The 22284-nt window shown below is 33.6% G+C and carries 20 protein-coding genes and 1 tRNA gene; 7 read left to right on the top strand and 14 right to left on the bottom strand.

What is annotated here, in order from left to right; translation table 11 throughout:
* Nucleotides 1-75 precede the first annotated feature (75 nt).
* On the bottom strand, nucleotides 76-2058 hold the full coding sequence (gene dnaG / locus ACEN2H_RS12865; RefSeq protein ID WP_441732988.1) for a DNA primase: 1983 nt from the start codon (nucleotides 2056-2058) through the stop codon (nucleotides 76-78).
* Between the two features lie 243 nt (nucleotides 2059-2301).
* Between dnaG and ACEN2H_RS12860 the strand changes: the two genes are divergently transcribed.
* Together ACEN2H_RS12860 and ACEN2H_RS12855 are read left to right on the top strand one after the other, a co-directional pair.
* Nucleotides 2302-5877: a PAS domain-containing sensor histidine kinase gene (locus ACEN2H_RS12860; RefSeq protein WP_441732987.1), complete on the top strand. Its 3576-nt coding sequence runs from the start codon at nucleotides 2302-2304 to the stop codon at nucleotides 5875-5877.
* 1 nt (nucleotide 5878) lies between these two features.
* Nucleotides 5879-6235 (top strand): response regulator, encoded by a 357-nt coding sequence (locus ACEN2H_RS12855; RefSeq protein WP_441732985.1) that lies wholly within the window; start codon nucleotides 5879-5881, stop codon nucleotides 6233-6235.
* A 19-nt stretch (nucleotides 6236-6254) separates the two neighbouring features.
* Here ACEN2H_RS12855 and ACEN2H_RS12850 read toward each other — a convergent pair whose 3' ends face one another.
* The 3 genes from ACEN2H_RS12850 to ACEN2H_RS12840 all read right to left on the bottom strand — a co-directional run bounded on the left by ACEN2H_RS12850 (nucleotide 6255) and on the right by ACEN2H_RS12840 (nucleotide 8280).
* Nucleotides 6255-6710: a hypothetical protein gene (locus ACEN2H_RS12850; RefSeq protein ID WP_441732983.1), complete on the bottom strand. Its 456-nt coding sequence runs from the start codon at nucleotides 6708-6710 to the stop codon at nucleotides 6255-6257.
* A gap of 499 nt (nucleotides 6711-7209) precedes the next feature.
* Nucleotides 7210-7362 carry a hypothetical protein gene (locus ACEN2H_RS12845; protein WP_441732981.1) on the bottom strand — a complete coding sequence of 51 codons (153 nt, stop codon included), beginning with the start codon at nucleotides 7360-7362 and terminating at the stop codon, nucleotides 7210-7212.
* Between the two features lie 162 nt (nucleotides 7363-7524).
* Complete coding sequence (locus ACEN2H_RS12840; protein WP_441732979.1) at nucleotides 7525-8280, bottom strand: response regulator transcription factor; 756 nt, start codon at nucleotides 8278-8280, stop codon at nucleotides 7525-7527.
* A 122-nt stretch (nucleotides 8281-8402) separates the two neighbouring features.
* Here ACEN2H_RS12840 and ACEN2H_RS12835 point away from each other — a divergent pair, with 122 nt between their 5' ends.
* The 3 genes from ACEN2H_RS12835 (at nucleotide 8403) to ACEN2H_RS12825 (ending at nucleotide 12156) form a co-directional block, all read left to right on the top strand.
* Entirely contained in the window at nucleotides 8403-10391 is a 1989-nt protein-coding gene (locus tag ACEN2H_RS12835; protein WP_441732977.1) for a sensor histidine kinase, read from the top strand.
* On the top strand, nucleotides 10384-11457 hold the full coding sequence (locus ACEN2H_RS12830; RefSeq protein WP_441732975.1) for an ATP-binding response regulator: 1074 nt from the start codon (nucleotides 10384-10386) through the stop codon (nucleotides 11455-11457). Before ACEN2H_RS12835 ends, ACEN2H_RS12830 begins: the two co-directional genes overlap by 8 nt.
* 69 nt (nucleotides 11458-11526) lie before the next feature.
* Nucleotides 11527-12156: a LuxR C-terminal-related transcriptional regulator gene (locus ACEN2H_RS12825; protein WP_441732973.1), complete on the top strand. Its 630-nt coding sequence runs from the start codon at nucleotides 11527-11529 to the stop codon at nucleotides 12154-12156.
* Nucleotides 12157-12374: 218 nt separating this feature from the next.
* Here the strand turns inward: ACEN2H_RS12825 and ACEN2H_RS12820 are convergent, their stop codons facing one another.
* Both ACEN2H_RS12820 and rlmN read right to left on the bottom strand, forming a co-directional pair.
* Nucleotides 12375-13352, bottom strand: coding sequence for a polyprenyl synthetase family protein (locus ACEN2H_RS12820; RefSeq protein WP_441732972.1), 978 nt, complete (start codon nucleotides 13350-13352; stop codon nucleotides 12375-12377).
* Nucleotides 13353-13374: 22 nt separating this feature from the next.
* On the bottom strand, nucleotides 13375-14418 hold the full coding sequence (gene rlmN, locus ACEN2H_RS12815) for a 23S rRNA (adenine(2503)-C(2))-methyltransferase RlmN (protein WP_441732970.1): 1044 nt from the start codon (nucleotides 14416-14418) through the stop codon (nucleotides 13375-13377).
* A gap of 80 nt (nucleotides 14419-14498) precedes the next feature.
* Between rlmN and ACEN2H_RS12810 the strand changes: the two genes are divergently transcribed.
* Nucleotides 14499-15140 carry an O-methyltransferase gene (locus ACEN2H_RS12810; protein WP_441732968.1) on the top strand — a complete coding sequence of 214 codons (642 nt, stop codon included), beginning with the start codon at nucleotides 14499-14501 and terminating at the stop codon, nucleotides 15138-15140.
* A gap of 171 nt (nucleotides 15141-15311) precedes the next feature.
* On the opposite strand, the gene ACEN2H_RS12805 is transcribed toward ACEN2H_RS12810, so the two are convergent.
* The 7 genes from ACEN2H_RS12805 to ACEN2H_RS12775 all read right to left on the bottom strand — a co-directional run bounded on the left by ACEN2H_RS12805 (nucleotide 15312) and on the right by ACEN2H_RS12775 (nucleotide 21311).
* Nucleotides 15312-15881 carry a phosphatase PAP2 family protein gene (locus ACEN2H_RS12805; protein WP_441732966.1) on the bottom strand — a complete coding sequence of 190 codons (570 nt, stop codon included), beginning with the start codon at nucleotides 15879-15881 and terminating at the stop codon, nucleotides 15312-15314.
* Nucleotides 15881-16207 carry a Sec-independent protein translocase subunit TatA/TatB gene (locus tag ACEN2H_RS12800; RefSeq protein ID WP_441732964.1) on the bottom strand — a complete coding sequence of 109 codons (327 nt, stop codon included), beginning with the start codon at nucleotides 16205-16207 and terminating at the stop codon, nucleotides 15881-15883. The genes ACEN2H_RS12805 and ACEN2H_RS12800 overlap by 1 nt, the downstream gene beginning before the upstream one ends.
* Nucleotides 16208-16313: 106 nt before the next feature.
* Complete coding sequence (locus ACEN2H_RS12795; protein ID WP_441732962.1) at nucleotides 16314-18554, bottom strand: M1 family metallopeptidase; 2241 nt, start codon at nucleotides 18552-18554, stop codon at nucleotides 16314-16316.
* Between the two features lie 62 nt (nucleotides 18555-18616).
* The gene (locus ACEN2H_RS12790; RefSeq protein ID WP_441732960.1) at nucleotides 18617-19120 is read right to left on the bottom strand and encodes a DUF6702 family protein; all 504 of its coding nucleotides are present in this window, start codon (nucleotides 19118-19120) and stop codon (nucleotides 18617-18619) included.
* On the bottom strand, nucleotides 19117-19872 hold the full coding sequence (locus tag ACEN2H_RS12785) for a hypothetical protein (RefSeq protein WP_441732958.1): 756 nt from the start codon (nucleotides 19870-19872) through the stop codon (nucleotides 19117-19119). Before ACEN2H_RS12785 ends, ACEN2H_RS12790 begins: the two co-directional genes overlap by 4 nt.
* On the bottom strand, nucleotides 19862-20602 hold the full coding sequence (locus ACEN2H_RS12780) for a carboxypeptidase-like regulatory domain-containing protein (protein ID WP_441732956.1): 741 nt from the start codon (nucleotides 20600-20602) through the stop codon (nucleotides 19862-19864). The genes ACEN2H_RS12785 and ACEN2H_RS12780 overlap by 11 nt, the downstream gene beginning before the upstream one ends.
* Nucleotides 20574-21311: a hypothetical protein gene (locus tag ACEN2H_RS12775; RefSeq protein WP_441732954.1), complete on the bottom strand. Its 738-nt coding sequence runs from the start codon at nucleotides 21309-21311 to the stop codon at nucleotides 20574-20576. Before ACEN2H_RS12775 ends, ACEN2H_RS12780 begins: the two co-directional genes overlap by 29 nt.
* Before the next feature lie 158 nt (nucleotides 21312-21469).
* Here ACEN2H_RS12775 and pepE point away from each other — a divergent pair, with 158 nt between their 5' ends.
* A complete protein-coding gene (gene pepE, locus ACEN2H_RS12770) occupies nucleotides 21470-22177 on the top strand; it encodes a dipeptidase PepE (protein ID WP_441732952.1) in 708 nt (235 codons plus the stop codon).
* A gap of 33 nt (nucleotides 22178-22210) precedes the next feature.
* Here pepE and ACEN2H_RS12765 read toward each other — a convergent pair.
* Nucleotides 22211-22283, bottom strand: a tRNA-Gly gene (locus tag ACEN2H_RS12765).
* Between the last annotated feature and the right edge of the window lies 1 nt (nucleotide 22284).

Below are 22284 nucleotides of genomic sequence, written 5' to 3'. Positions count from 1 at the left end.
TTGAACAATACTAGTGAGCCGCCATATTTTAATGCTCCATATTAGCTGAAGCCAGTTCAGAGGATATGGAGCTTCTTAATGATAACGAACCACAACCCTACCTAATTTTTTTGAAAACTTACCTCTAAGCTCAATATAACTCATCACCATGGATAATGATTCCATATTATCTGAGCCTGGTTCATTTGACATTTCGTTTTTTAAATTTTCAATGATTTCGCTAATCAAGAACCACCTTAAAGTAAATAAAGTGTCAGACACTCCTTGATTTAATGTTTCTTCAATAGTTTTTGGAAATATATTTTGACCTATCCAGTCATGTAATACATACTTTTCGTCTTCCATCATTATGGTAGTAACCTCTTGCGGCACACCAGACTGTAAATGATTAATGTACTTTTCAATCCCTGAATTTTCGTTTTGAAGATAATACTTAATTAAATCTTCATATATGGACCTAAAAATGGGGCTTGCAAACTCTACCTCATCTTCCTGTAGACTTAAAAATATCTTTTGAAAAACCTTCAACTCTTTGAACTCTGAAACTTCAATAATCTCTCCTTCGCCGTTAGACTTCATTAGGATTTCCTCAAAATTTTCAGTTCTATTTCCATATAACAGCAGAATTCTGATTATTTCTCGCTCTACATTACCTAAAACATCGATTTTCTCTATCGTCTGGGGATTTTCGTTTTTTATTACTTCAAAAGACTTTTGTCCTTGATCCTGCTTTTGCTTCTTACCAGCGCCCACAGCATCTTTCTGAATTAATTGTGCCAAAGTGCTTACCAAAACTTGCTCTGAAATATCCATAATTCGCGAACATTCTTGGACGTATATTTCCCTTTGGATTCTGTCCGGTATTTTGGAAATACTCAACACCATGTCCCGAATCAAATCGGCTTTTTTTATGGGGTCATTCTTCGCCTCATTCATCAAAAGAGAGGCTTTGAACTGAATAAAATCTTTTGCGTTATTTTCCAAATAGGCCACTAAATCATCGTAAGATGTCTTCTTGGCAAAACTATCCGGATCTTCGCCATCAGGAAAAGTGCAGACTTTCACATTCATTCCCTCTTCCAGAATCAAATCGATTCCTCTAACCGAAGCTCGAAGCCCTGCCGCGTCACCATCAAAAAGAACGGTAATATTTTTAGTTAATCTATTGATTAGCCGAATTTGATCCGGAGTCAACGCTGTTCCAGAGGAAGCGACCACATTTTCAATTCCAGACTGGTTAAATTGAATGACATCAGTATAGCCTTCGACCAAAAAGCAATTATTTTGTTTAGCAATCGCTTGTTTCGCTTGAAAAATTCCATACAGAACCTTACTTTTATGATAAATATCACTTTCAGGTGAATTCAGATACTTTGCCGCTTTTTTATCATTTGAGAGTATTCTTCCCCCAAAACCGAGAACTCTTCCTGACATGCTCTGTATTGGGAACATCACGCGGTTTTTGAACCGATCGAATGGCCTGTCCTCTCTAGCTATAGTTAAACCAGTACTCTCTAGAAACTCCAACTTATAACCTTTGCCCAAAGCTTCTTTGGTAAAAGCATCCCAGGTTTCAGGAGAATATCCTAAACTAAATTTTTTGATAGTATCGTTAGTGAACCCTCTTTCCTTAAAATAAGACAACCCTATAGCCTTACCTTCTTCCGAGTCTAAGAGTGTCTTGTGAAAATAACTTTTAGCAAATTCAGAAACTAAATACATACTCTCTCGAACATCGGTATTGGCTTTTTCCTGCTCAGTTTGCTCCGTTTCTTCTATTTCAATATTGTATTTTTTGGCTAAATAGCGAATGGCTTCTGGATAGGTAAAGTGCTCGTGCTCCATCAAGAAAGCAACTGAGTTCCCTCCTTTACCTGTACTAAAGTCTTTCCATATTTGTTTTACAGGCGAAACCATAAATGACGGAGAACGCTCATCAGAAAACGGACTCAATCCTTTAAAGTTGCTTCCGGCCCTTTTTAATTGGACAAAATCCCCAATAACCTCCTCTACTCGAGCTGTTTCGAAAACAGTATCTATAGTCGCTTTTGAAATCAATTTTTAAACTTTTAGAACTTCAAAGTTACAAAGTTTAGCTCGACAAAATTATCTATTATTTAAATAAATTACTGAAAACTTTAATCGCATTTTGATTAACTAAACCACTCTACATCAATTATTAAAAACGAATAACGAAGTAGAATTATTGTTAATTTTACTTTTATATATGATAAAATATGCTTTATTTTGTAGTAACCCAAATCATAAATTGCAATTTACTGCCCCATAATAATCATCTTTATGGAAATACCATCTCCAAGCCAAAATAAAAAGGACAAAAATATTTTTGTTGAGAATAACTTTCAAAATCAATTTGATTCCATTTTATCATTTATATCTGATTTATCTGAAGTCCCTTATGTTTATTTAAATATTAAGGATATCAATGATGATAGTAAGTCAAATAATTATAATCTCGGTTTCAATAGCGATATTACTGATGACTTACTTTCCATTATCGAAGCTGTTGCTGTACAAAATAAACCATATATACTTCCTAATAGCGACAAAGATAAAGATGTTAAACTAGGATATTTAAGCAACAACTCTACGCCATTAGTTTTTTTCGCAGGCTTCCCAGTAACAAATAAATTAGGAAAAGTAATTGGTGTACTAAGCGTAATGGATGTAAAGCCAAAAATACTTTCCCCTTTACAATTAAAAATAATTTCTCAATCGATTACTAATATCCAATTCTTAATCAACGCAAGGAATGAAAATAATGAACTCCAAAACACTCTTAAAGAAAAAGAATACCTATTTGATTCCCACTATGAAAACTCCGTAGAAGTCGTTTATGAGTTTGATGAGCAAGGAATAATAACTTATTTTTCAAAAAACTGGAAAACCCTTTTAGGTCATGAGAGAAGCGCTGTTTTAGGATCTAGCTTTAGTTGTTTTATTCATCCAGACGACATGAACATTTGCATGAATGCTGTGGTGAATTTAACTGAAAGAAAAACATTAAAAGAAGAAATAACCTATCGCATAAAGCAACAAAATGGTAGCTATGTCTGGCATAGCGCCATTTTAAAAATAGTGGACACAAAAAAAGGCTATTATTTTGTGGGGAATTGCAAGGACATTACCGAGCATCTAGAATCAAAACAGAAGCTTGAAAGCCAAAAAGATTTTTATATCAAAATATTAGACCGCCTCCCTACTGGAGTGGCAGTCTTTGATAAAAACTATAAATACGTTTATTTAAATCCAACAGCAATCAAAAACGATGAGCTGCGTAAATTCATCGTCGGAAAAGATGATTTTGAATATGCCATTCATACGGCCCGAGATCCTGCTTTTGCAGAACTCCGTTTTTCAAAATTTTTAGAAGCAATGGAGTCCAAAAAGTTAATCGAATGGCAGGATGAAATCACCCAAAGTAATGGCTCTATAACGACGCATAACAGAAAGTACAACCCTGTTTTTAATGAAGACGGCACATTAGAGATGATGGTGGGATTTGGAACTGATATCACTGAAAGCGTAAAGAATGAAAACGAAATAATTGAAAGTAAAAAACTACTAACAAGCATCCTAGAAAATGTAAACACAGGAATATTAGTTGTAGGTCCAGATTCAATAATAACTAAAAATAATAAAGCCGCTTGCGAAATGTTAGGTCAGTCTGAGGAACAACTGCTAGGAAAAACTCCTAGTGATCCAGACTGGAAAATAATGTATCCAGACGGGAAGGAATTTAAAAGTGAGGATCTTCCAATACTAAAAGCAATTAAAGAATTAAAACAAATAACAAGGGTAGTCATGGGCATTTATCGTCCCTTAACAAATGATCTTGTGTGGCTACTTGTTGATGCTAATCCCGTTTTTAATGATAACAAATCCTTGCTTTATGTAGTGTGCTCTTTTAAAGAGATAAGTAATCAAATAAATGCTGAAAATGAATTAAGAGTAAGTAATGAACGATTTCTATATGCAAATAAAGCGACTTCGGATGTAATATACGACTGGGACTTAGCTACAAAAAAAGTGTTTTACGGAGACGGTTACTATGAAACTTTTGGTTTTAAATTTAATAACAGCCTGTACGATATAGGTGAAAATTCCAATTTGCTGCACCCGTCAGACAAACACGAAACATACAGAAGCTTGAATGAGACTATTTTGAGCAATACTGACTTTTGGGAACAGGAATATAGACATCTCAAGCCTGACAATAGCTACGCGGTAGTAAAAGATACTGCTTATATTCTTCGCAACAAAAAAGGAGAAGCAATTAGGATTATTGGAGCGATGAAAGACATAACAGAAAAAAGAGCGCTGAAAGATCAATTGCGACAAAGCGAAGAACAGTTCAAGGACGCTTTCAATGACTCAGCAGCTGGTATGGCATTTATAAATAGCGACGGATATTACACTGAAATAAACACTAGGCTCTCTAAAATTCTGGGGTATACCATTTCTGAAATGAAATTGCTACGCTTTGAAGACATAATGTATAGGAATGATTTTCAGAAATATTTAATCTACAAGGCAAAATTAGATTCTCATAAAATACCAAGTTTTACCGCAGAAATAGGGTTTATAAATAAGAATAAAAGCACGGTATGGATAAGCCTATCCGTTTCACTTATTAAAAAAAACCAGCAGTATATATGCCAATTTATAGATATTACCAATCGAAAAAAAATAGAGGATGAAAATAAGCTATTGTTAGACGAAAAGAATGCAAACAAACAAATTCAGCTCGACGAAGCTGAAAACTTATACCGACTAATTGCCGACAATACTGTAGACTTAGTCTGCTTACATGATTTAAAAACTTTATTTGAATATGTTTCCCCCTCTTTAAAAAATTTAGTTGGGTATCAACCGGAAGAATTAATCGGTAAAGCTCCTAGCGATTTTGTTCATCCAGAAGATTTAGAAAGGTTTCAGCAAAGCATTAGAACGAAGGATTTTTGGCAAAATAAGGTTTCCAAAAGTGATAATTATAGATTTCAACACGCCGATGGAGGCTATATATGGTTGCAAATAACTACAAGTTTACTTGAAAAAAACGGAATTGCGGTAGGATTTCAGACTAACGGAAGAGATGTGACCAAAGAATTAGCAGCACAACACAATGTTGAAGAAGCATTATTAAAAGAAAGAAAACTAAATGAGTTACGAACTAATTTAGTCTCTACTATTTCTCACGAGTTTAGAACCCCTATGACTACAATTAGAACTAGTGCGGAACTAATAAACATGTACCTAGAAGCACCACAGGTAGAAAACCACCCCCGTTTACAGAAACGAGTTGATATTATAACTCAAGAAATTGACAGACTTGTAGAGCTGATGAATGCGGTATTAACCATTTCTAAAGAGGATGCTGGAAAAACAACTTACAATCCTAGCTTGTTCAATCTAAAAACACTTTGCACAGAAACAATAGATAAGAACTTTACCGAAATAAAGGATAAAGGGCAGGTAAAAGTAAAGTTTGTAGGTAGTAATTTCTTAGTTCTTGCAGATAGAAATTTAATGGAATATTCTATCTCCAACATATTAAGTAACGGATTTAAATACTCTCCTAATTCGAAAGATATAGAGTTAAATATTACATCTACTGCTACAACATGTACGGTTCAGATTATTGATCATGGTATTGGAATTCCCAAAAAAGACCAAGATAAACTTTTTAACACATTCTTTAGAGCAAGTAACACTGACGGTATTGCTGGAACAGGTCTAGGCTTATATATTGTTAAGACCTTTGTAGAGAAAAACAAAGGAACAATTACTCTCGAAAGCAAATTAGGAAAAGGAACAAAAATAACAATGAGCTTTCCACTAATCAAAGATAAGTAACATGCAGAAAATATTAATAATAGACGATGAAAAGAATCTTAGAGAAACATTATGTGAACTATTAACTCATGGCGGCTTCGAAGTTCATGAAGCGCAAAATGGACAGCAGGGAATTGAACAAGTGAAGCAAATAAAACCAAACCTGATAATATGTGACATAATGATGCCCATTCTGGACGGCTATAGCTTCTTAAAACAACACCAAAAATCAATATATTCAGATATACCTGTATTATTAATTTCTGCGAAAACTGAACAGCCAGAGGAATTAATTAGCCTAGGTATAAAAGGATACTTGAGCAAACCATTTAAATACAATGAATTGATCTCAAAAATCAACTATGCTTTAGCTAAATAACAGTTTATTTGTTGTTTGTTTAAGCCACATAATTAAAAATACCCGACTGATTATTAATCTCGTACCCTTTAATCTCCTTAAAAATAAAAACGAAAGATTTTGCGAAAGCCAAGTGCTTTTTAGGAACTAAAAACTCACTAAATCCATCTAAACCTTTATTAACCAATAATTTGTAGGAAAAAGGCCTGATGCACAAGAACGATGTTATAACTGCAGTACTTATAAAAAGCGACGCTACTTGAATTAAAAACTGATTATTAAAAAATAGAATATAACAAGAAAAAAAAAATATTACTATAAAAAATAGCAAGCGATTTAACGACACCGCCCTATTTTTTATTAATCGTACATTAGTGATTTGATCAAAATTAAAGTTTGCTTTTTCTCCGTTGACATCAATAATCACAAGCGAGCCTTGTATATAAAAAAAAGGATTTCCGTTATCTGTATTTTGCGAAGTACTATCTAAACCCATAATTATCAAGTTTTTATTTTTTGCCTAAAATACTTATCAAAACAGCTTACCCTAACAAAAAATTGTAAATAATCAACTAAATTTATTGCCCCCAATAAACTTTAAGTAAGCTGTTTGATAAGAAAGTACCCAAATCATCTTTCAAACATAAAACACAAAACTCAATTTTTATCGGTTTTAATTCATAATTTAAAAACCTTTACTCATAATTTAATTTAAACTAAGAGAAGCTTCTTTTTAATATTGAATGTAGGATATTTATTTAGCAACCAAACAAAATATAAACCCCCTAAGAACAATATGGAAGCCTAGATTTAAGTGATTTCATAACGGATTATTGCTATAAATAGTATAGAATATCCTTTATGTTAAACCTGAATTTCGACTGAATATCACATGGAGCTCAGCTAAAGTTATGCTCAAAAGAACTTCGCTTAGCATTCTTATTCTCTTTAGCATTATAAAATAATAGTGGGATTGCTTTTTACACTGATTACAACTAAGGCGTTACGGTGTATAAGAGAATCGACGATACAAAAATAGAAATGAAAATAATAAATGAAATGAAAATTACTTCCTTACTCACTTTAAGATTGGTGATTCTTTCCTCTATCTTCTTATAGCTTTCGTCTGTAGGTCTTATGATGATCATAGCGTGCAAATTAAATATTAAGTAAGACATTATCTTTAGAAATAAAGATAATTACGAATTAAAACTAATCTTAAAAATTAAATTGTAAACATTATTGATTCATAAACTAAAATTATTAGTAAATGATTTAAAATCTAAGTGGTGAGCCAGAGTAAATTGATCTTAAAGAGATTTTATATAATCGGAAGGACTTTCAGTTTTATAATTTTTAAAACTGGTCGAGAAATAGGAAATAGAATTAAAACCTGTTTGGTCTGCTAAAAACTGAATGTTCCTTTCCCCAAGATTGATAAGTTTAATCGCATATTCCAATTTAAATTCCCGAATATATTGACTTATATTTTTATTAGTTCTTTTTCTGATTTTTTTATCTAATGTAGATTTACTGACATGCAATAAGTTTGCAATTTCTACTATTTCAATTTTTGATCTAATGTTTTCAGCTAAAATAGAATTGAGAGACAACATAAAGTCCTTTTCAGACAGCTTTATAGTAACTTTAGAAAAAGGGTCAGGAGTAAATTTATTTTCTATTTGTTTTTTTAGAGCTAAAATGTTATTTATTTTAAAAATCATCTCCTTTACTTTGAAAGGCTTCATTATATAATCGTTCACGCCGATTTCTAACTGCTTATAACGCACCTCTTCATTTCCATTTGCAGTAATCATAATAAACGGTATCGTATTAAACTTATTTGATTTCCTAATTTCCAGAAACAACTCTTCCCCGCTCATCAAAGGCAACATCAAATCGCTAATGATAATATCAGGTATATTGTTTTGTAAATAATCAAGCGCTTCAATACCATTTTTAAACCAATGAACGTCAAATCCTGCTAAAACAAGAAATTCTAAAATAGATGACCCTAGATTTAGATCATCTTCGATTAAGACTATTTTAATGGCTGGTGTTATCATTTTACAAACATATATGTTTAATATTTTAAAACATAGCTTAAAGTTTTTAATTTAAGAGTTACAAAATACAAAAAAAAAATAAATTAAAATACATTTATAACTTATTAAGCTTTTTACTATAAATGAAAGATAGTTTTTTAGGATTTGCAATAGTTAACAACGCCGTATTAGAGAAATCAATATTAGATGACGCCCTAGAACTATGCGTTTCTATTTTGTGTAACACTCTTTCTATGGATCAATGTTATATTTATAACTGCAAACTTGAAAAAATACCTAACCGTCATGTAAATAAGATTAAAAACGACAAAGATTTCTCTGACAATGAAAATCTAGAAAAAAAATTAAAAAATCTATTTTCTCAAAAAAAAGAGACCTTTAACTTGGGACAACTTATACGGAGCGATACCGAAGAGTCGGAACACCTGCCTCTTAGAGAGATGATGAGATCCAGAAACATAGAGACCTATTTTCTATTTCCTATAATCAGTAATGACAAACCTTGGGGTTTTATAGGCTTTGAAAAATCCCAAAAAATACATTGGAGCACAGCTGAAGTTAAATCAGTGGAGCTTTTGTCTAAAAACATTGGAATACGAATCTATAAAGATTCGATAGTTGACTCCTTAGGAGCTCAATTAGAAAACTTAAATTATTATATGAATGGCACTAATCAGGCTATGTGGGAATTAGATCTCACAACATATACTCCTACTTACTCCTATAGTTGTGCCGAAATGATTGGTTATGAATTAAATGAAGTCGAACAAACCTATAAATTTTGGAGAAGCAACACGCATCCAGAAGATGCCGCTCTGTTAGAAAAAAACCTTGCTGATTACTTGGCCAATATTTCAAATAAGTTCACCGGTTTATTGAGAATGAAACATAAAGAAGGCCATTGGGTCTGGATCAGATATTCTGGTTTAGTAATGAGAGGTAATCACGGGCCTCTCAAGAAAATGATAGGTACTAATATTGATGTAACGTCTTTAAAAGAAAAAGAAATCCAACTACAGTCGTCAGAAGAGAAATATAAGTTTATCACCGAAAATTCCTCGGATATAATCTGTCAACACGACAAATATGGAAAATACATCTATATTTCAAAATCATACACGACAATTTTAGGTTATGAAATTAGCGAGATGATTAATAAAAATGCTTTTGACTATATACATCCTGATGATATAATCATGGTCAGCGCAGCCCATAAAAAATATATAGAAACTAACAAACACGAAGTTTTAACTTATCGCTTTAGAACACGTGACAATGCCTATGTTTGGTTAGAAACGACCTCAAAAAGTATTATTGATAATGAAAATAATGTAATTGGTCTACAAACTTGTAGTAGAAATGTTTCTGAACGAATCAAAGCCACATTAAAAGAGAAAATAAATTTCGATAAAGAAAAAGAATTGACTCAGATGAAGTCGGACTTTGTTGTAATGGCATCCCATCAATTTAGGACCCCATTGACTGTAATCTATTCAAATACTGAATTACTAGAACTTAAAACCAGCAATTTAGAAAAGGAAACTACTCTTTTAATTGAACCTATTACGGCTCGAATAAAAAAAGAGGTCGATAGAATGACAGGCTTAATGAATAATATTTTAGTCTTTGCTAAATACAAATCTCAAAAAACAAAAATAGAGATAAAAACAATAGACCTTGATATATTAACTACTAGATTAAAGGAGACATACTTTTCGAGTAATAGTGACGAAAGAACATTACGGGTAACCACAAAAGGAGAAAAAAGAACGATTTGTAGCAACGAATTATTATTAATTCAGATTTTAACAAACTTGATTGATAATGCTTTTAAATATTCTATCGGCAAAACTAATCCATCCCTAAAAATAATTTATTTACAGAACGAGGTGCAAATAGAGCTCGTTGATCATGGCGTTGGGGTACCCGAAGATGAGATCAAACAGTTGTTCACTTCTTTTTTTAGAGCCTCAAATACAAATACCATCCAAGGCTCTGGCCTTGGTTTATCAATAGTTAAAGAGTTTACTTCTTTGTTAAACGGGACTATCACATTAAAAACTAAAGAGAATTTAGGAACAACCATAAAATTGAAATTCCCTTATGAATAAACGTAAAATTCTGCTGGTTGATGATGATGCAAACTTACGAGAAACTATGTTAGAGCTTTTGACACATCATAATTATGAAGTCAAAACGGCTTCAAATGGTCAAAAAGCGTTACAAACACTAAACGACTGGTTCCCTGACTTGATTATAAGCGACATGATGATGCCTGTGATGGACGGACATGCTTTTCATGAATTAGTAAAAGAAAATGTTCTTCTGAGTTCTATTCCTTTTGTTTTCTTAACTGCAAAATTAGAAGAGGACCAGATGAGAAAATACCTGAATCAAGGCGCCGATGATTACGTACCAAAACCTTTTAACATAAAATATCTAATCGAAATAATAGAGTCAAGAATTGAGCGCTTTGAAAAAATAAAAAACGCGAACAGGAATATTTATTTAGGTGATAAAAAACACTTCTCACATGAAATAAACACACCACTTAATGGAATTTTAGGCTCCATAGATCTTTTGATCGATAATAAAGGTCTTGATCAAGAAGATGTTTTTAAATTTTATGAAGCCATAAAAATATCTGGGGCAAGACTGCATAAGACTATGCAAAACGTAATGCATTTTCAAAACCTCAAGAGCGACACACTTGTATTTGATACTACTTCAACTACGGCAATATTAGATGATTTTTTAATAGTAAAAACGAAAATAGCTGACGGATACGAAAATCAAGAAAAAAGAATCATTTATGAAATTGACAAAGCAAATCTAAAAATTTGCGAGAAGTATTTACAATTCATTCTTTTTGAGCTAATTGATAATGCTTTAAAATTTTCACCCGACAATAGAAACGTAATGGTTTCTGGAACTATAAATAGTAACGATTTTTATGAATTAGTTATTAAAGACTTTGGCATTGGTTTTAGTGAAAATGAATTAAATAAAATTGGAGCCACACAACAGTTTAACAGAGACGAGAAGGAGCAGCAGGGTCTAGGATTAGGTCTTTTTCTTAGCAGAATTATTGTAAAAAAATTCCAAGGAGTTTTCAGTATTAGTTCTAAAGAAAAAGAGGGCACAACAATAAAAATAGAACTCCCCATATCCACCTAGTTTTAATCTAAGAAAAATAAATTCACCGTAAACATAATTATTTCATTAACAACCTAATAAATAAATACCATGATAAAAGTATGCTTAGCCGATAATTATCCCGCAATACATGAGGGTATAAAATCATATTTCGAAAACCATCCAGATATTAGCATTATGGCTAATGTCAACAAATTTTCAATGGTTACAGAATTACTTAAAACAAAAGATATTGATGTTTTAATTTTAGATCTAGAACTAGAAGGTCTTTCAAGTATTTTTGAAATTAAAACAGTTTTAAAAACATATCCTGCAACAAAAATTATAATTTTTAGCCATATTTCAGAGAAGATTTATGCCTCAAACTATATCAAAGCGGGTGTGTCAGGATATATTCATAAAACCGAAAAACTAGAAATTTTAGCAAAGTCTATTGTAGAAGTTAATGAAGGACTGATTATCATGGATGAAACCATTAAAAAGAACCTTTTATTAATAGCGGGTCAAAATAAAAGCGAACGATTACATCGTAAACTTTCTAACAGAGAAGCTGAAGTTCTACGTTATCTAAGTGGAGGGAAAAAAAATCATGAAATTGCTGAAATACTACGCCTAGATGAGAAGACGATAAGCACCTATAAATTAAGATTATTAGTAAAGCTTAACGTCACAAATTTAGTAGATTTAGTAAATAAAGCAAAAATACTAGAAGTGATATAGATAATATCCCTTACTAGTTACAATCTAAAATCATTGCCTATTATCCTGTTCTTCTAAATGGGGTAATGGCAATGACGATGATTTACAAGAAATAAAACTAGAGAAAAATTTTTTTTTATTTACTCATTCTGTGGAAGCAGTGATATAAATAGCATCTGTAAATGCAGTCTATTGAAACAAAAAAAAGCTTCCACCAAAATCCCTTAAAAAAAATAAAATTACTTTTTTCTTTCAATAACGTAATTTACCATCAAGACTAAAGCATCTTTATACTCTGAGTCGGGATAATTATTTAATAGTAAAAGCGCCTCCTGCTGAAATTCTACCATTTTGCTCTCAGCGTAGGTCAAACCATTATTATCTTTAACAAAAGCAATCACTTCCTTTACCCGCTTCTTATTTTTGTTATGGTTTTTTATAGAATTGATCAACCAGCTTTTTTCACTTGAGGAACAGGAATTCAAAACATGGATCAGTGGCAAAGTCATTTTTTGTTCTTTTATGTCGATCCCTGTGGGTTTCCCAATAGCTTCCTCCGAATAATCGAACAAGTCATCTTTGATTTGAAAGGCCATTCCTATGAGTTCCCCAAATTTACGCATATTCTCTACCTGACTCTCATCTTCAATAACAGATTTAGCACCAAGGGCACAACAGGCAGCGATAAGCGTTGCAGTCTTTTTCCTAATTATTTCATAATAAATATCCTCCGTGATATCAAGTCTTCGCGCTTTTTCAATTTGAAGTAATTCACCTTCACTCATTTCGCGAACAGCGACAGAAATAATCTTAAGTAGGTCAAAATCCCCATTATCGATAGATAGCAACAACCCTTTTGAGAGTAAATAATCTCCCACAAGCACTGCAATTTTATTTTTCCAAAGTGCATTTATCGAGAAAAAACCACGACGGCGATTGCTGTCATCGACCACATCATCATGAACTAATGTTGCGGTATGAATCAACTCAATAACACAGGCTCCGCGATAAGTTCTTTCATTGACTGACCCGGAAGAAACCATCTTTGCTGTGAGAAAAACAAACATGGGACGCATTTGCTTCCCTTTTCGGTTTACGACATAATACGTAATCCTATTCAATAAAGCCACTTGCGAGGTCATCGACTCATAGAACTTTTTTTCAAAAAGTTCCATCTCTTTAAAGATTGGCTGTTTTATTTGCGAAGTAACGTTCATTTATAGTTCAAATATACTGTTCTTATGCTTCCTTATTAGCTAACTGTCCGCAGGCCGCATCGATATCTTTTCCGCGACTTCGCCTAACTTTCACAACAATACTATTTGCTTCTAATGCTCTTATATAAGCGTTCGTTGCTTCTTCAGAGGCTTGTTGAAACTCACCATCATCAATCGGGTTATACTCTATCAAATTCACTTTGCAAGGGACATATTTACAGAATTTTACTAATGCATCTATAGATTCCTGATTATCGTTAATGTCTTTCCAAACCACGTATTCATAAGAAATCTTACTTTTGGTCTTTTTGTACCAATATTCTAATGATTCACGTAAATCAGCCAAAGGAAAATTAGCGCTAAAAGGCATGATTCGGGCACGAATTTCATCAATACCGGAATGCAAGGAAACCGCTAATTTGAATTTTACATCGTCATCAGCCAGCTTTTTAATCATTTTTGGCACCCCAGATGTAGAAACCATAATTCGTTTAGGAGACATCCCTAAACCTTCTGGTGAAGTTATCATGTCGATGGCTTTCATCATGTTGTTGTAATTCATCAACGGCTCTCCCATTCCCATGAAAACAATATTAGATAACGGATGATTGTGATATAAGAGACTTTCTTTGTCTATAGCAATGACCTGGTCATAAATTTCACCAGGCTCCAGATTTCTCATTCTTTTTAGCTTCGCTGTAGCGCAAAAACTACAGTCTAAACTGCAACCCACTTGACTAGAAACACAGGCTGTTGTTCTTGTATTAGTAGGAATCAAAACAGATTCTACAACTAAACCATCATGTAAACGAACCGCATTCTTAACTGTACCGTCTTCAGAACGTTGCATCGTATCTACCTTGATATGATTGATAACAAAATTGCTCTCTAGCATCGCACGCGTTTCTATAGATATATTTGTCATATCCTCAAAACTGTGTGCCCCCTTACTCCATAGCCATTCATAGACTTGATTACCACGAAATGCTTTATCTCCACTAGTTACAAAAAATTCGCGTAATTGTTCTTTTGATACTGCTCGTATGTCTTTCTTTTCAATTTGCATGCTGCAAATTTAATGACTATTTGTTGATTTGTTGTTTTGATAATTTAATAACTTTGAACCAAATCGAAAAAAAATCAAAAATGCACTTTATTTCCCAAGATTTAGAAGACTATATCGAGCAACATTCTGGAAAAGAGCCCGAACTATTAGCTGCGCTAAACAGAGAAACTTACCAGAAAATATTGTTGCCTAGAATGTTAAGCGGGCATTTTCAAGGACGTGTTTTAAGCATGTTATCAAAATTAATCCGACCAATAAATATACTTGAGATTGGCACATTCACTGGCTATTCGGCTTTGTGCTTGTGCGAAGGAATGCAAGAAAATGGAATACTACACACCATCGACATCAAAGAGGAGCTCGTTGATTTCCAGCGTAAACATTTTGACAAATCCCCTTGGGGGAAACAAATTGTACAGCATCTAGGAGAAGCAATAGAAATAATCCCAAATTTGGATGTTACATTTGATTTAGTTTTCATAGATGCAGATAAAGAGAACTATATCAACTATTTTGAGCTCATTGTACCTAAAATGAATAAGGGTGGTGTAATACTATCTGATAACGTGCTGTGGAGTGGAAAAGTGCTGGAGCCATTAAATCCTAAAGACATCAGCACAAAAGTACTTTTAGACTATAATAACTTATTGATAAATGACCCAAGGGTGGAAACTGTTTTATTGCCCATTCGTGATGGATTAACGGTCAGCAGGGTTTTGTAGAATAAACAATACCGGTTAGATTTAAAATAGCATAGACGAGGGATGTAAGTTCTACTAGTTCCCATGCAAATTCCCTAAACAAAAAAGAGTTCCCGATGGAAGCTCTTTTTTGTTGATCTTGCGAAAACCACTTTCAATCAATGTATTAAAATGTAGAGTAGGATTAGATACTTAAGACTTCAGAGGAAAATACTTTTTTTGTATGGCTTGATGTAATTTAAAAAATATAAATCCTGCAAAGACTCCAAACAGATAGCCAGACAATATATCAACAGGATAATGTAAGCCTAGATAAATTCTACTGTAAGCAAAAATTAACGGCCACAAAAAGAGTATGTAAAAATATTTAAAATAGCGATTTAAATTAAAATATAAAAAAGTGACCACTGCCATAGAGTTTGCGGCATGACCAGAAAAGAAACTGTAGGAGCCCCTGAATTGTACTACTCTAATTAAAGAATTTACTTCTGGGTTATCGCAAGGACGGTGTCTTTGAAAACCATTTTTGAATAAGTTCGTAACTTGGTCTGTAAACGTAATTAAAAGCGCAACAAACAAAAGCAAATACAGACTTTGCTTTGTGCCTAATTTTTTAAATATAAAGTATAATAACAGCAAAAATAAAGGCAGCCAATTGAGCTGATTAGTAATCATCAACCAAAGCCCATCATATTTAGCAGACCCCAAATTATTTAGATATATGAGCAAATCGGTGTCTAGCGACAGTATTTTTTCTATCATTATTTTTGACGTTTCACTGGTCCCGTAGCATCTTCAATGTCTTCTTTGACTTTATTTGCTTGCGTTAGCGTGTCTCCTAATAGGTCCTCTTTGGCTTTGCTGATTTGGGAATTTATGTTCCCCGTCATATCTGACAATGACTTTTGATCAAGACCATTGGACTCAATTCCTTTCTGAATTTCACTCTTTATATCGTTAGTCGCATTTTTTAGTTGCGCCATGGCCTTACCCATAGTCCGTGCCATCTCAGGTACTTTGTCAGAACCAAAAAGCATGAGTACAATAAACATAATAAAAACTAACTCCCCTCCTCCAATGCCAAACATATTTCTAATTTTTTTATTACAGCAAAGATATCAAATTTTCAATTCTTGCCTTTTAAATTTTTCATAAAAAAAAGACTCTTAAAAGAGTCTTTTTTTTATCTGGTACTTAATCAAATTTTGTTTTTAGCTTTTCTTTTGGCCAAGTATTATTAGTCACATCAATATCTGCCGTTTCCAATTTTGGGTCAATTTGAATTTTCTTGATTGCTTTTTCAGTAGCATATACTTTCTTAGCGCTATCATTGCTTTTTCTCCAGATTTGTGCTGGATATTTAAAATTATCCACTGTGTCGTCTTCATAAGTAATTTCAACAAGAATTGGCATTATCATACCACCTGGTTTATTGAACTCCACTTCATAGAAGTATTTTGGTGATTTTAAAGCTCCTTTTTCTTCTGCAGTAAGAGCACTTACATAATCCGAAAGCAATTTTACATCCTCGATTTTTAATGCTTTCTTTTGATTTGATTTTAACTCCGAGTTACTTTCTTCTATCAAATATACAAACGGGCCTCTATCAACTCCGAAACGTCCTTTTCTTACTTTTGCATCTTTAAGTGCTACAGTTGGTGTTTCAGAAATATAATATTGTTTCACCTCTTTAATACCAATGTCAACAAAATCAGTTGAGTAAAACCAGCCTCTAAAGAACCAGTCTAAATCTACTGCCGACGCATCTTCCATAGTCCTGAAAAAATCTTCCGGAGTTGGGTGCTTGAACTTCCAACGGTTAGAATACACTTTAAAAGCATAATCGAATAACTCTCTACCCATAATGGTTTCTCTCAAGATATTAAGTCCTGTAGCCGGTTTTCCGTATGCATTATTACCAAATTGAATAATACTTTCAGAGTTAGACATTATAGGCTCTAGGAACTTTTGATCTCCACTCATGTAAGGAACAATGTTTTTCGCAGGACCACGTCTAGAAGGAAAGTCTGTACCTAATTCCTGTTCAGCCATAAACTCCATAAAAGAGTTTAAGCCTTCATCCATCCAAGTCCATTGACGCTCATCAGAATTCACAATCATTGGGAAAAAGTTGTGTCCTACTTCATGTATCACAACTCCCATCATTCCGTTTTTAACTTGCTCGCTGGTCACTCCATTTGCATCTGGACGCCCAAAATTCCAACAAATCATCGGATATTCCATTCCTTGATCCTCTGCCGATACAGATACCGCTTTTGGATAAGGATAATCAAATGTATGAGAAGAATAACTTTTTAAAGTATGCGCAACGGTTATTGTTGACGTTTCGCCCCAAAGTGGATTTGCTTCTTTAGGATAAACGGAAGCCGCCATCACTACTTTATCGCTCAATTGTACTGCCATTGCATCGTAGATAAATTTTCTAGATGTAGCAATTCCAAAATCTCTAACATTTTTAGCGCTAAATTTCCATGTTTTCTTCTTGTCAGAGAAGCCTTTTTCACTGGCTTCAGCCTCAGCTTGCGTAACAATTACAACTGGCTTATCGAATGATTTCTGCGCCAATTCATATCTTTTTACTTGTGCCGGCGTGAAAACTTCACTTCTATTCATTAACTCCCCTGTTGCTTCCATAACGTGATCAGCAGGAACAGTGATATTTACGTCAAAATCTCCGAAAGGAAGAGCAAACTCTCCACTTCCCCAAAACTGCATGTTTTGCCATCCTTCCACATCATTATAAACAGCCATTCTAGGATAGAATTGAGCAATTACATACAATCTATTTCCCTCTTTTTCAAAAAACTCGTAACCAGAACGACCTCCGTCTTTTTGATAATCATTGATATTGTAAGACCATTTGATAGAAAATGAGATTGTTGAATTTTGTTTCATTGGAGAAGCCAAATTGATTCTCATCATGGTGTGGTTTACTGTATAGGACATGGCTTTGCCATTAGCGTCTTTTACATACTCTAGATTAAATCCACGATCCAATCCTTTTTCTAAAAATTTGTTAGCAAAAGTTGAAGCTGGATAGGTCTGATCCATTTTATCGCTTTCTGCCAAAGGAGACTCAGAATCTTCCGAGGCTTGATTTTGATCCAATTGTATCCATAAATACTCAAGGCTATCTGGTGAGTTATTATAATATGTAATAGTTTCAGAACCACTCAATTTTGCCTTTTTATCATCCAACTCTATATCAATTTTATAGTCAGCTTGTTGTTGATAATAAGCAGGGCCGGGGGCACCAGATGCCGTACGGAACATATTAGGCGTCGCTAATAAGTCATACATCTGACTAAACTTATTTGTGTCGTAAGAACCTTGTTGTTTTGAGGTTACCGTTGTTGTTTTTTCTTGCGCAAATAAAGCTACTGGAAGAATAAAAAATAATATGATTTTTTTCATGGGTAGGATTAAAATAATTAGGACGTGAAAATACTGTTTTTTAACAAAGCACCATTCTTTAATCAGAATTTTAACATATGCTTAGTGGAAGATTCCGTGAAAAGAAAACTTTGTTTCTCTCCCAAAATGGTAAAATGCGTAATGTTTTGCTGTTCTAAATTCCAATCAATTAAAATAGAATTAAAGGTTTCCAGCGAATTGATTTTATTGATCCCATCAATACTTAAATAACAAACTAGAACATCCCCTTCTAGTTCTTTACTCAAAAAGTTCATTGTACTGTATTTTCCATTTACCTTAATCGAAAGTTTTTCAGCAAGGTATTTTTTCAGCAAAACCATTTCTGCAGGCAATTCTGTTTGCGTTCCTAGATGCAATTTTTTATTGTATTTTTTCTCAAGTGCTTTGTCTAGGTCATCCACAAAAATTCTAGCTGTAATTTGGAGCATTTTTTTTTCGGGTGCATAATTTATTTGATAAATACCCATGTAGAATTTATGAACACTGAAAGAAGTCAATGTTACAAAAAAGATTGCCAAAAGTAAGTAAAAGATTGTTTTTTTCATTCTTCAAAAGTAGTAATTCTTTTGTATTCCTTGTTTTTTGAAATGAGGAAATCTATAAGTTGGAACTCATCACTTGGAGCCATTAAAGTTCTCGATTTTGGGTCATTCTCGCAAAAAACAAGAAAAAGCTTGATTTCATCATCATTTAACTTTAAGGTATTAGCAAAAAAAGCATAATTGACCCTTTCTATGGCGAGCTCTGAAAAGCTAGTATCCTTGTAAAAATCAACTTTCTCAGGATTGTTCTTTCTAAGCATTTTCAAAACATCTTTATAGATGCGCACGAAGTCCATGCCTTTTTCGATACTTCCGTCCCGAGACATAGTACTGTTTTTTGGCGACGATCTTTCGTCGTCAAAAAACTGCATGTCAACATATTTCTGGGTACCCCCAGATATGGGATTCACCTCTTTTTTGGCTAGAATTAGCACCTCAGCTAACTCATTGGTAAAAACGTCCATTTCTACCACAAATTCAGGAACAATAAACTCTTTTTCCGTGAGGACGACCCTCTTAGATTTAAACGTCAAACTTGAAAAAACCAAGGTGTCGTTAACTTTAGCTAAAATCTTAAAAAAACCATAACTATTGACAATTACACCTGTTTTAGAATTTACGTTAAAAACAATCACATTTTCTACAGGTGCAAGATCATTTCTAACTTGTCCTTTTAACGGTATTGCTGAATCAATTTGGCTAAAGCAAAATTGACTCAACAGGCTCAAAAGTACTATTACTATTTTAGTTTTCATTTGCTATGGTTTTAATATATTTTTTAGCTAAAGTAATGATCAGAAACATGCAAAGTGTCTTGTTTTTAGCATTTAAAGCTGCAACAAAATCGATGTCTTCAATGCAATAATATTGAAACCCTCTGATATAATCTTTCGGTATTTTGAGCGTCTGGACGTAGTACTTGTCTTCAAAAACATACTTTAGTCTATTCATAAGCTGCTCTTTATATTCCACCGCAACTTCTTTTTTAAGCATAGAGGTTCGTCCAGACATCCAATTCAAAGGTCTATCCAACAAACCAGACCTTGCTGTATATAATTTCCTTGCGGCAGGAGTGTACTTTTTTTGTCCGATAGGTACAATTCCCAAATTTACAGCACTGATTTTTGAATTCTCATTTATAATCACTTCATCTAGCTTTATACTATTAGAAGTCATTTGAAAATCAATAACTCCCAGAGCCAAATCAGCACTGGTTAACCTCTTATGTAAAGTTACAAGATTTACAGCAGAAATAACCAAAACATCTCCCTCTTTTGCCAAAATTGAAAACATTCCGTTTTTATCTGAACTTGCCGCTTTTTCATTAGAAGTGTTCACTATATTTATTCCTTCGACAGCAATTGAGTCGACAATTATCTTTCCGTGAATCTCACTTTCACTAAAAGTTTGACCAAAAGTAATCTGAAAAAGTAGTATCAAAAAGAAGAGGAAAGTATTATTCGTTTTCACAAGCGATGATTTCATTATATTTTGTGGCTAGCTCTGCTAACAGGAATTCAGTCGATAGTACGTTTTTAGAACTTAAAATTTTAGTAAACTTTTCATTTTCTACGGCGTAATATTCAAACCCTTTCACGTAAGCCAAAGGTATATTTAACTTCTTTACGAAGTGATTTTCGTCAAATATATTATCTAACATTGCCAAATAAGTTTCTTTCCTTTCTACTACGAGCTCTTTTTTAAGCATAGTAGTTCTTCCAGAAATGAAATTCAGCAAAGGATCAAGTCCCATCGGATTCAATCTGCTTGAACTTGCAGTTGCATATTTTCGCTCTGCCGCTGTATACGATTTCTGATTTGAAGGAATGATTCCTAAGGAAACCGAATTGATATTGTTATACCGCCTGATTACAACTTCGTTCAGTTGATTCATTATAGGCTCCATTTGTACCGAAAATAATTTTTCTACAAAATCATCGACAGTCAGAACAATCCGAGTTCTCCTAAATTGCGCTGCCGAAAACAGTAGAGTATCCCCAACAGTTGCTAGTACTGAAAAATAGCCTCCGTCATCAGTCATCTCTGCTTGTTCCGTTTTTAAGTTTATCACATAGAAACCTTCTGGAGTTCCAAAATTGGTCCTCACTTTTCCACTTAATTTTCTTGGAATCGCTGTTTGTGCCAATGCTGCAGCTGCAAATAATACAAAAAAGACACAACTAAATTTACCCATCTACATTGTAATTACATTTAATTATTCATTACTTGTAAAATTATCCTAAGCCTTTCTAAATTAACTACTAAGGACTTGGTAAAAAAATGTTAATAAAAAACAAGCCAAAAAACAAGCCTGATTTTATACCTTTAACTCATAAATTTCAAAGAAAAAAAATGAAAAACATAATCATAGCAAGTACGTCAACACTGCACGGGGGCGGATATTTAGAATACCTCTTACCTGAATTGAGTAAGCATTTCGAAGACTGCAAAACCGTTCTTTTCATCCCGTACGCACGACCTAGTGGCTTATCCCATGAAGAGTATACATCCAAAGCTTCTTTAGCTTTCGCTAAAATAAACATAAGTGTAAAAGGCATTCATGAATTTAAAGACCCAGCTTCAGCGATTGAAAACGCAGAAGGAATATTTACCGGAGGCGGTAATACCTTTGTATTAGTGAATGAATTATACCGAAACAACATCATGACCGTACTTGGTCAAGCCATTAAAAAAGGAATCCCGTATTTAGGTACAAGTGCAGGGAGCGTAATTTGTGGCTTAAGCATGCAAAACACAAACGATATGCCCATCCTTTATCCTCCAAGTTTTCAAACTACAGGATTAATCCCATTTAACATAAATGCACATTATTCAGATCCTGACTTAGAGTCTAAACATATGGGGGAGACTAGAGAAACGAGGATAAAAGAATTTCACGCCTTCAACACAATTCCAGTTTTAGGATTAAGAGAAGGCAGCTGGCTGGACGTAAAAGGCTCTACAATACTTTTAAAAGGGAATTTATCGGCTCGGCTTTTTAGGCAAAATCAAGTTGCTGAGGAAATTGAGAATGAAACAAACCTGAGTTATATCAAATAAAAAAGCCGAAACATAAATGTTTCGGCTTTGAAGAGCGAAAGACGAGGCTCGAACTCGCGACAACCAGCTTGGAAGGCTGGAGCTCTACCAACTGAGCTACTTTCGCA

Source organism: Flavobacterium sp. W22_SRS_FP1 (genome assembly GCF_052113685.1).
Classification (GTDB): Bacteria; Bacteroidota; Bacteroidia; order Flavobacteriales; family Flavobacteriaceae; genus Flavobacterium.
The sequence above is the reverse complement of the archived record's forward strand: the minus strand, read 5'-3'. Positions and strand labels throughout refer to the sequence as shown.

Coding starts and splice junctions, on each gene's coding strand:
- ACEN2H_RS12825 (WP_441732973.1), top strand. CDS start 11,527: ATGATAAAAGTATGCTTAGCCGATAATTATCCCGCAATACATGAGGGT.
- ACEN2H_RS12795 (WP_441732962.1), bottom strand. CDS start 18,554: ATGAAAAAAATCATATTATTTTTTATTCTTCCAGTAGCTTTATTTGCG.
- ACEN2H_RS12810 (WP_441732968.1), top strand. CDS start 14,499: ATGCACTTTATTTCCCAAGATTTAGAAGACTATATCGAGCAACATTCT.
- ACEN2H_RS12840 (WP_441732979.1), bottom strand. CDS start 8,280: ATGATAACACCAGCCATTAAAATAGTCTTAATCGAAGATGATCTAAAT.
- ACEN2H_RS12805 (WP_441732966.1), bottom strand. CDS start 15,881: ATGATAGAAAAAATACTGTCGCTAGACACCGATTTGCTCATATATCTA.
- ACEN2H_RS12860 (WP_441732987.1), top strand. CDS start 2,302: ATGGAAATACCATCTCCAAGCCAAAATAAAAAGGACAAAAATATTTTT.
- ACEN2H_RS12785 (WP_441732958.1), bottom strand. CDS start 19,872: ATGAAAACTAAAATAGTAATAGTACTTTTGAGCCTGTTGAGTCAATTT.
- ACEN2H_RS12780 (WP_441732956.1), bottom strand. CDS start 20,602: ATGAAATCATCGCTTGTGAAAACGAATAATACTTTCCTCTTCTTTTTG.
- ACEN2H_RS12775 (WP_441732954.1), bottom strand. CDS start 21,311: ATGGGTAAATTTAGTTGTGTCTTTTTTGTATTATTTGCAGCTGCAGCA.
- ACEN2H_RS12800 (WP_441732964.1), bottom strand. CDS start 16,207: ATGTTTGGCATTGGAGGAGGGGAGTTAGTTTTTATTATGTTTATTGTA.
- ACEN2H_RS12790 (WP_441732960.1), bottom strand. CDS start 19,120: ATGAAAAAAACAATCTTTTACTTACTTTTGGCAATCTTTTTTGTAACA.
- ACEN2H_RS12820 (WP_441732972.1), bottom strand. CDS start 13,352: ATGAACGTTACTTCGCAAATAAAACAGCCAATCTTTAAAGAGATGGAA.
- ACEN2H_RS12850 (WP_441732983.1), bottom strand. CDS start 6,710: ATGGGTTTAGATAGTACTTCGCAAAATACAGATAACGGAAATCCTTTT.
- ACEN2H_RS12830 (WP_441732975.1), top strand. CDS start 10,384: ATGAATAAACGTAAAATTCTGCTGGTTGATGATGATGCAAACTTACGA.
- ACEN2H_RS12845 (WP_441732981.1), bottom strand. CDS start 7,362: ATGATCATCATAAGACCTACAGACGAAAGCTATAAGAAGATAGAGGAA.
- pepE (WP_441732952.1), top strand. CDS start 21,470: ATGAAAAACATAATCATAGCAAGTACGTCAACACTGCACGGGGGCGGA.
- ACEN2H_RS12835 (WP_441732977.1), top strand. CDS start 8,403: ATGAAAGATAGTTTTTTAGGATTTGCAATAGTTAACAACGCCGTATTA.
- ACEN2H_RS12855 (WP_441732985.1), top strand. CDS start 5,879: ATGCAGAAAATATTAATAATAGACGATGAAAAGAATCTTAGAGAAACA.
- rlmN (WP_441732970.1), bottom strand. CDS start 14,418: ATGCAAATTGAAAAGAAAGACATACGAGCAGTATCAAAAGAACAATTA.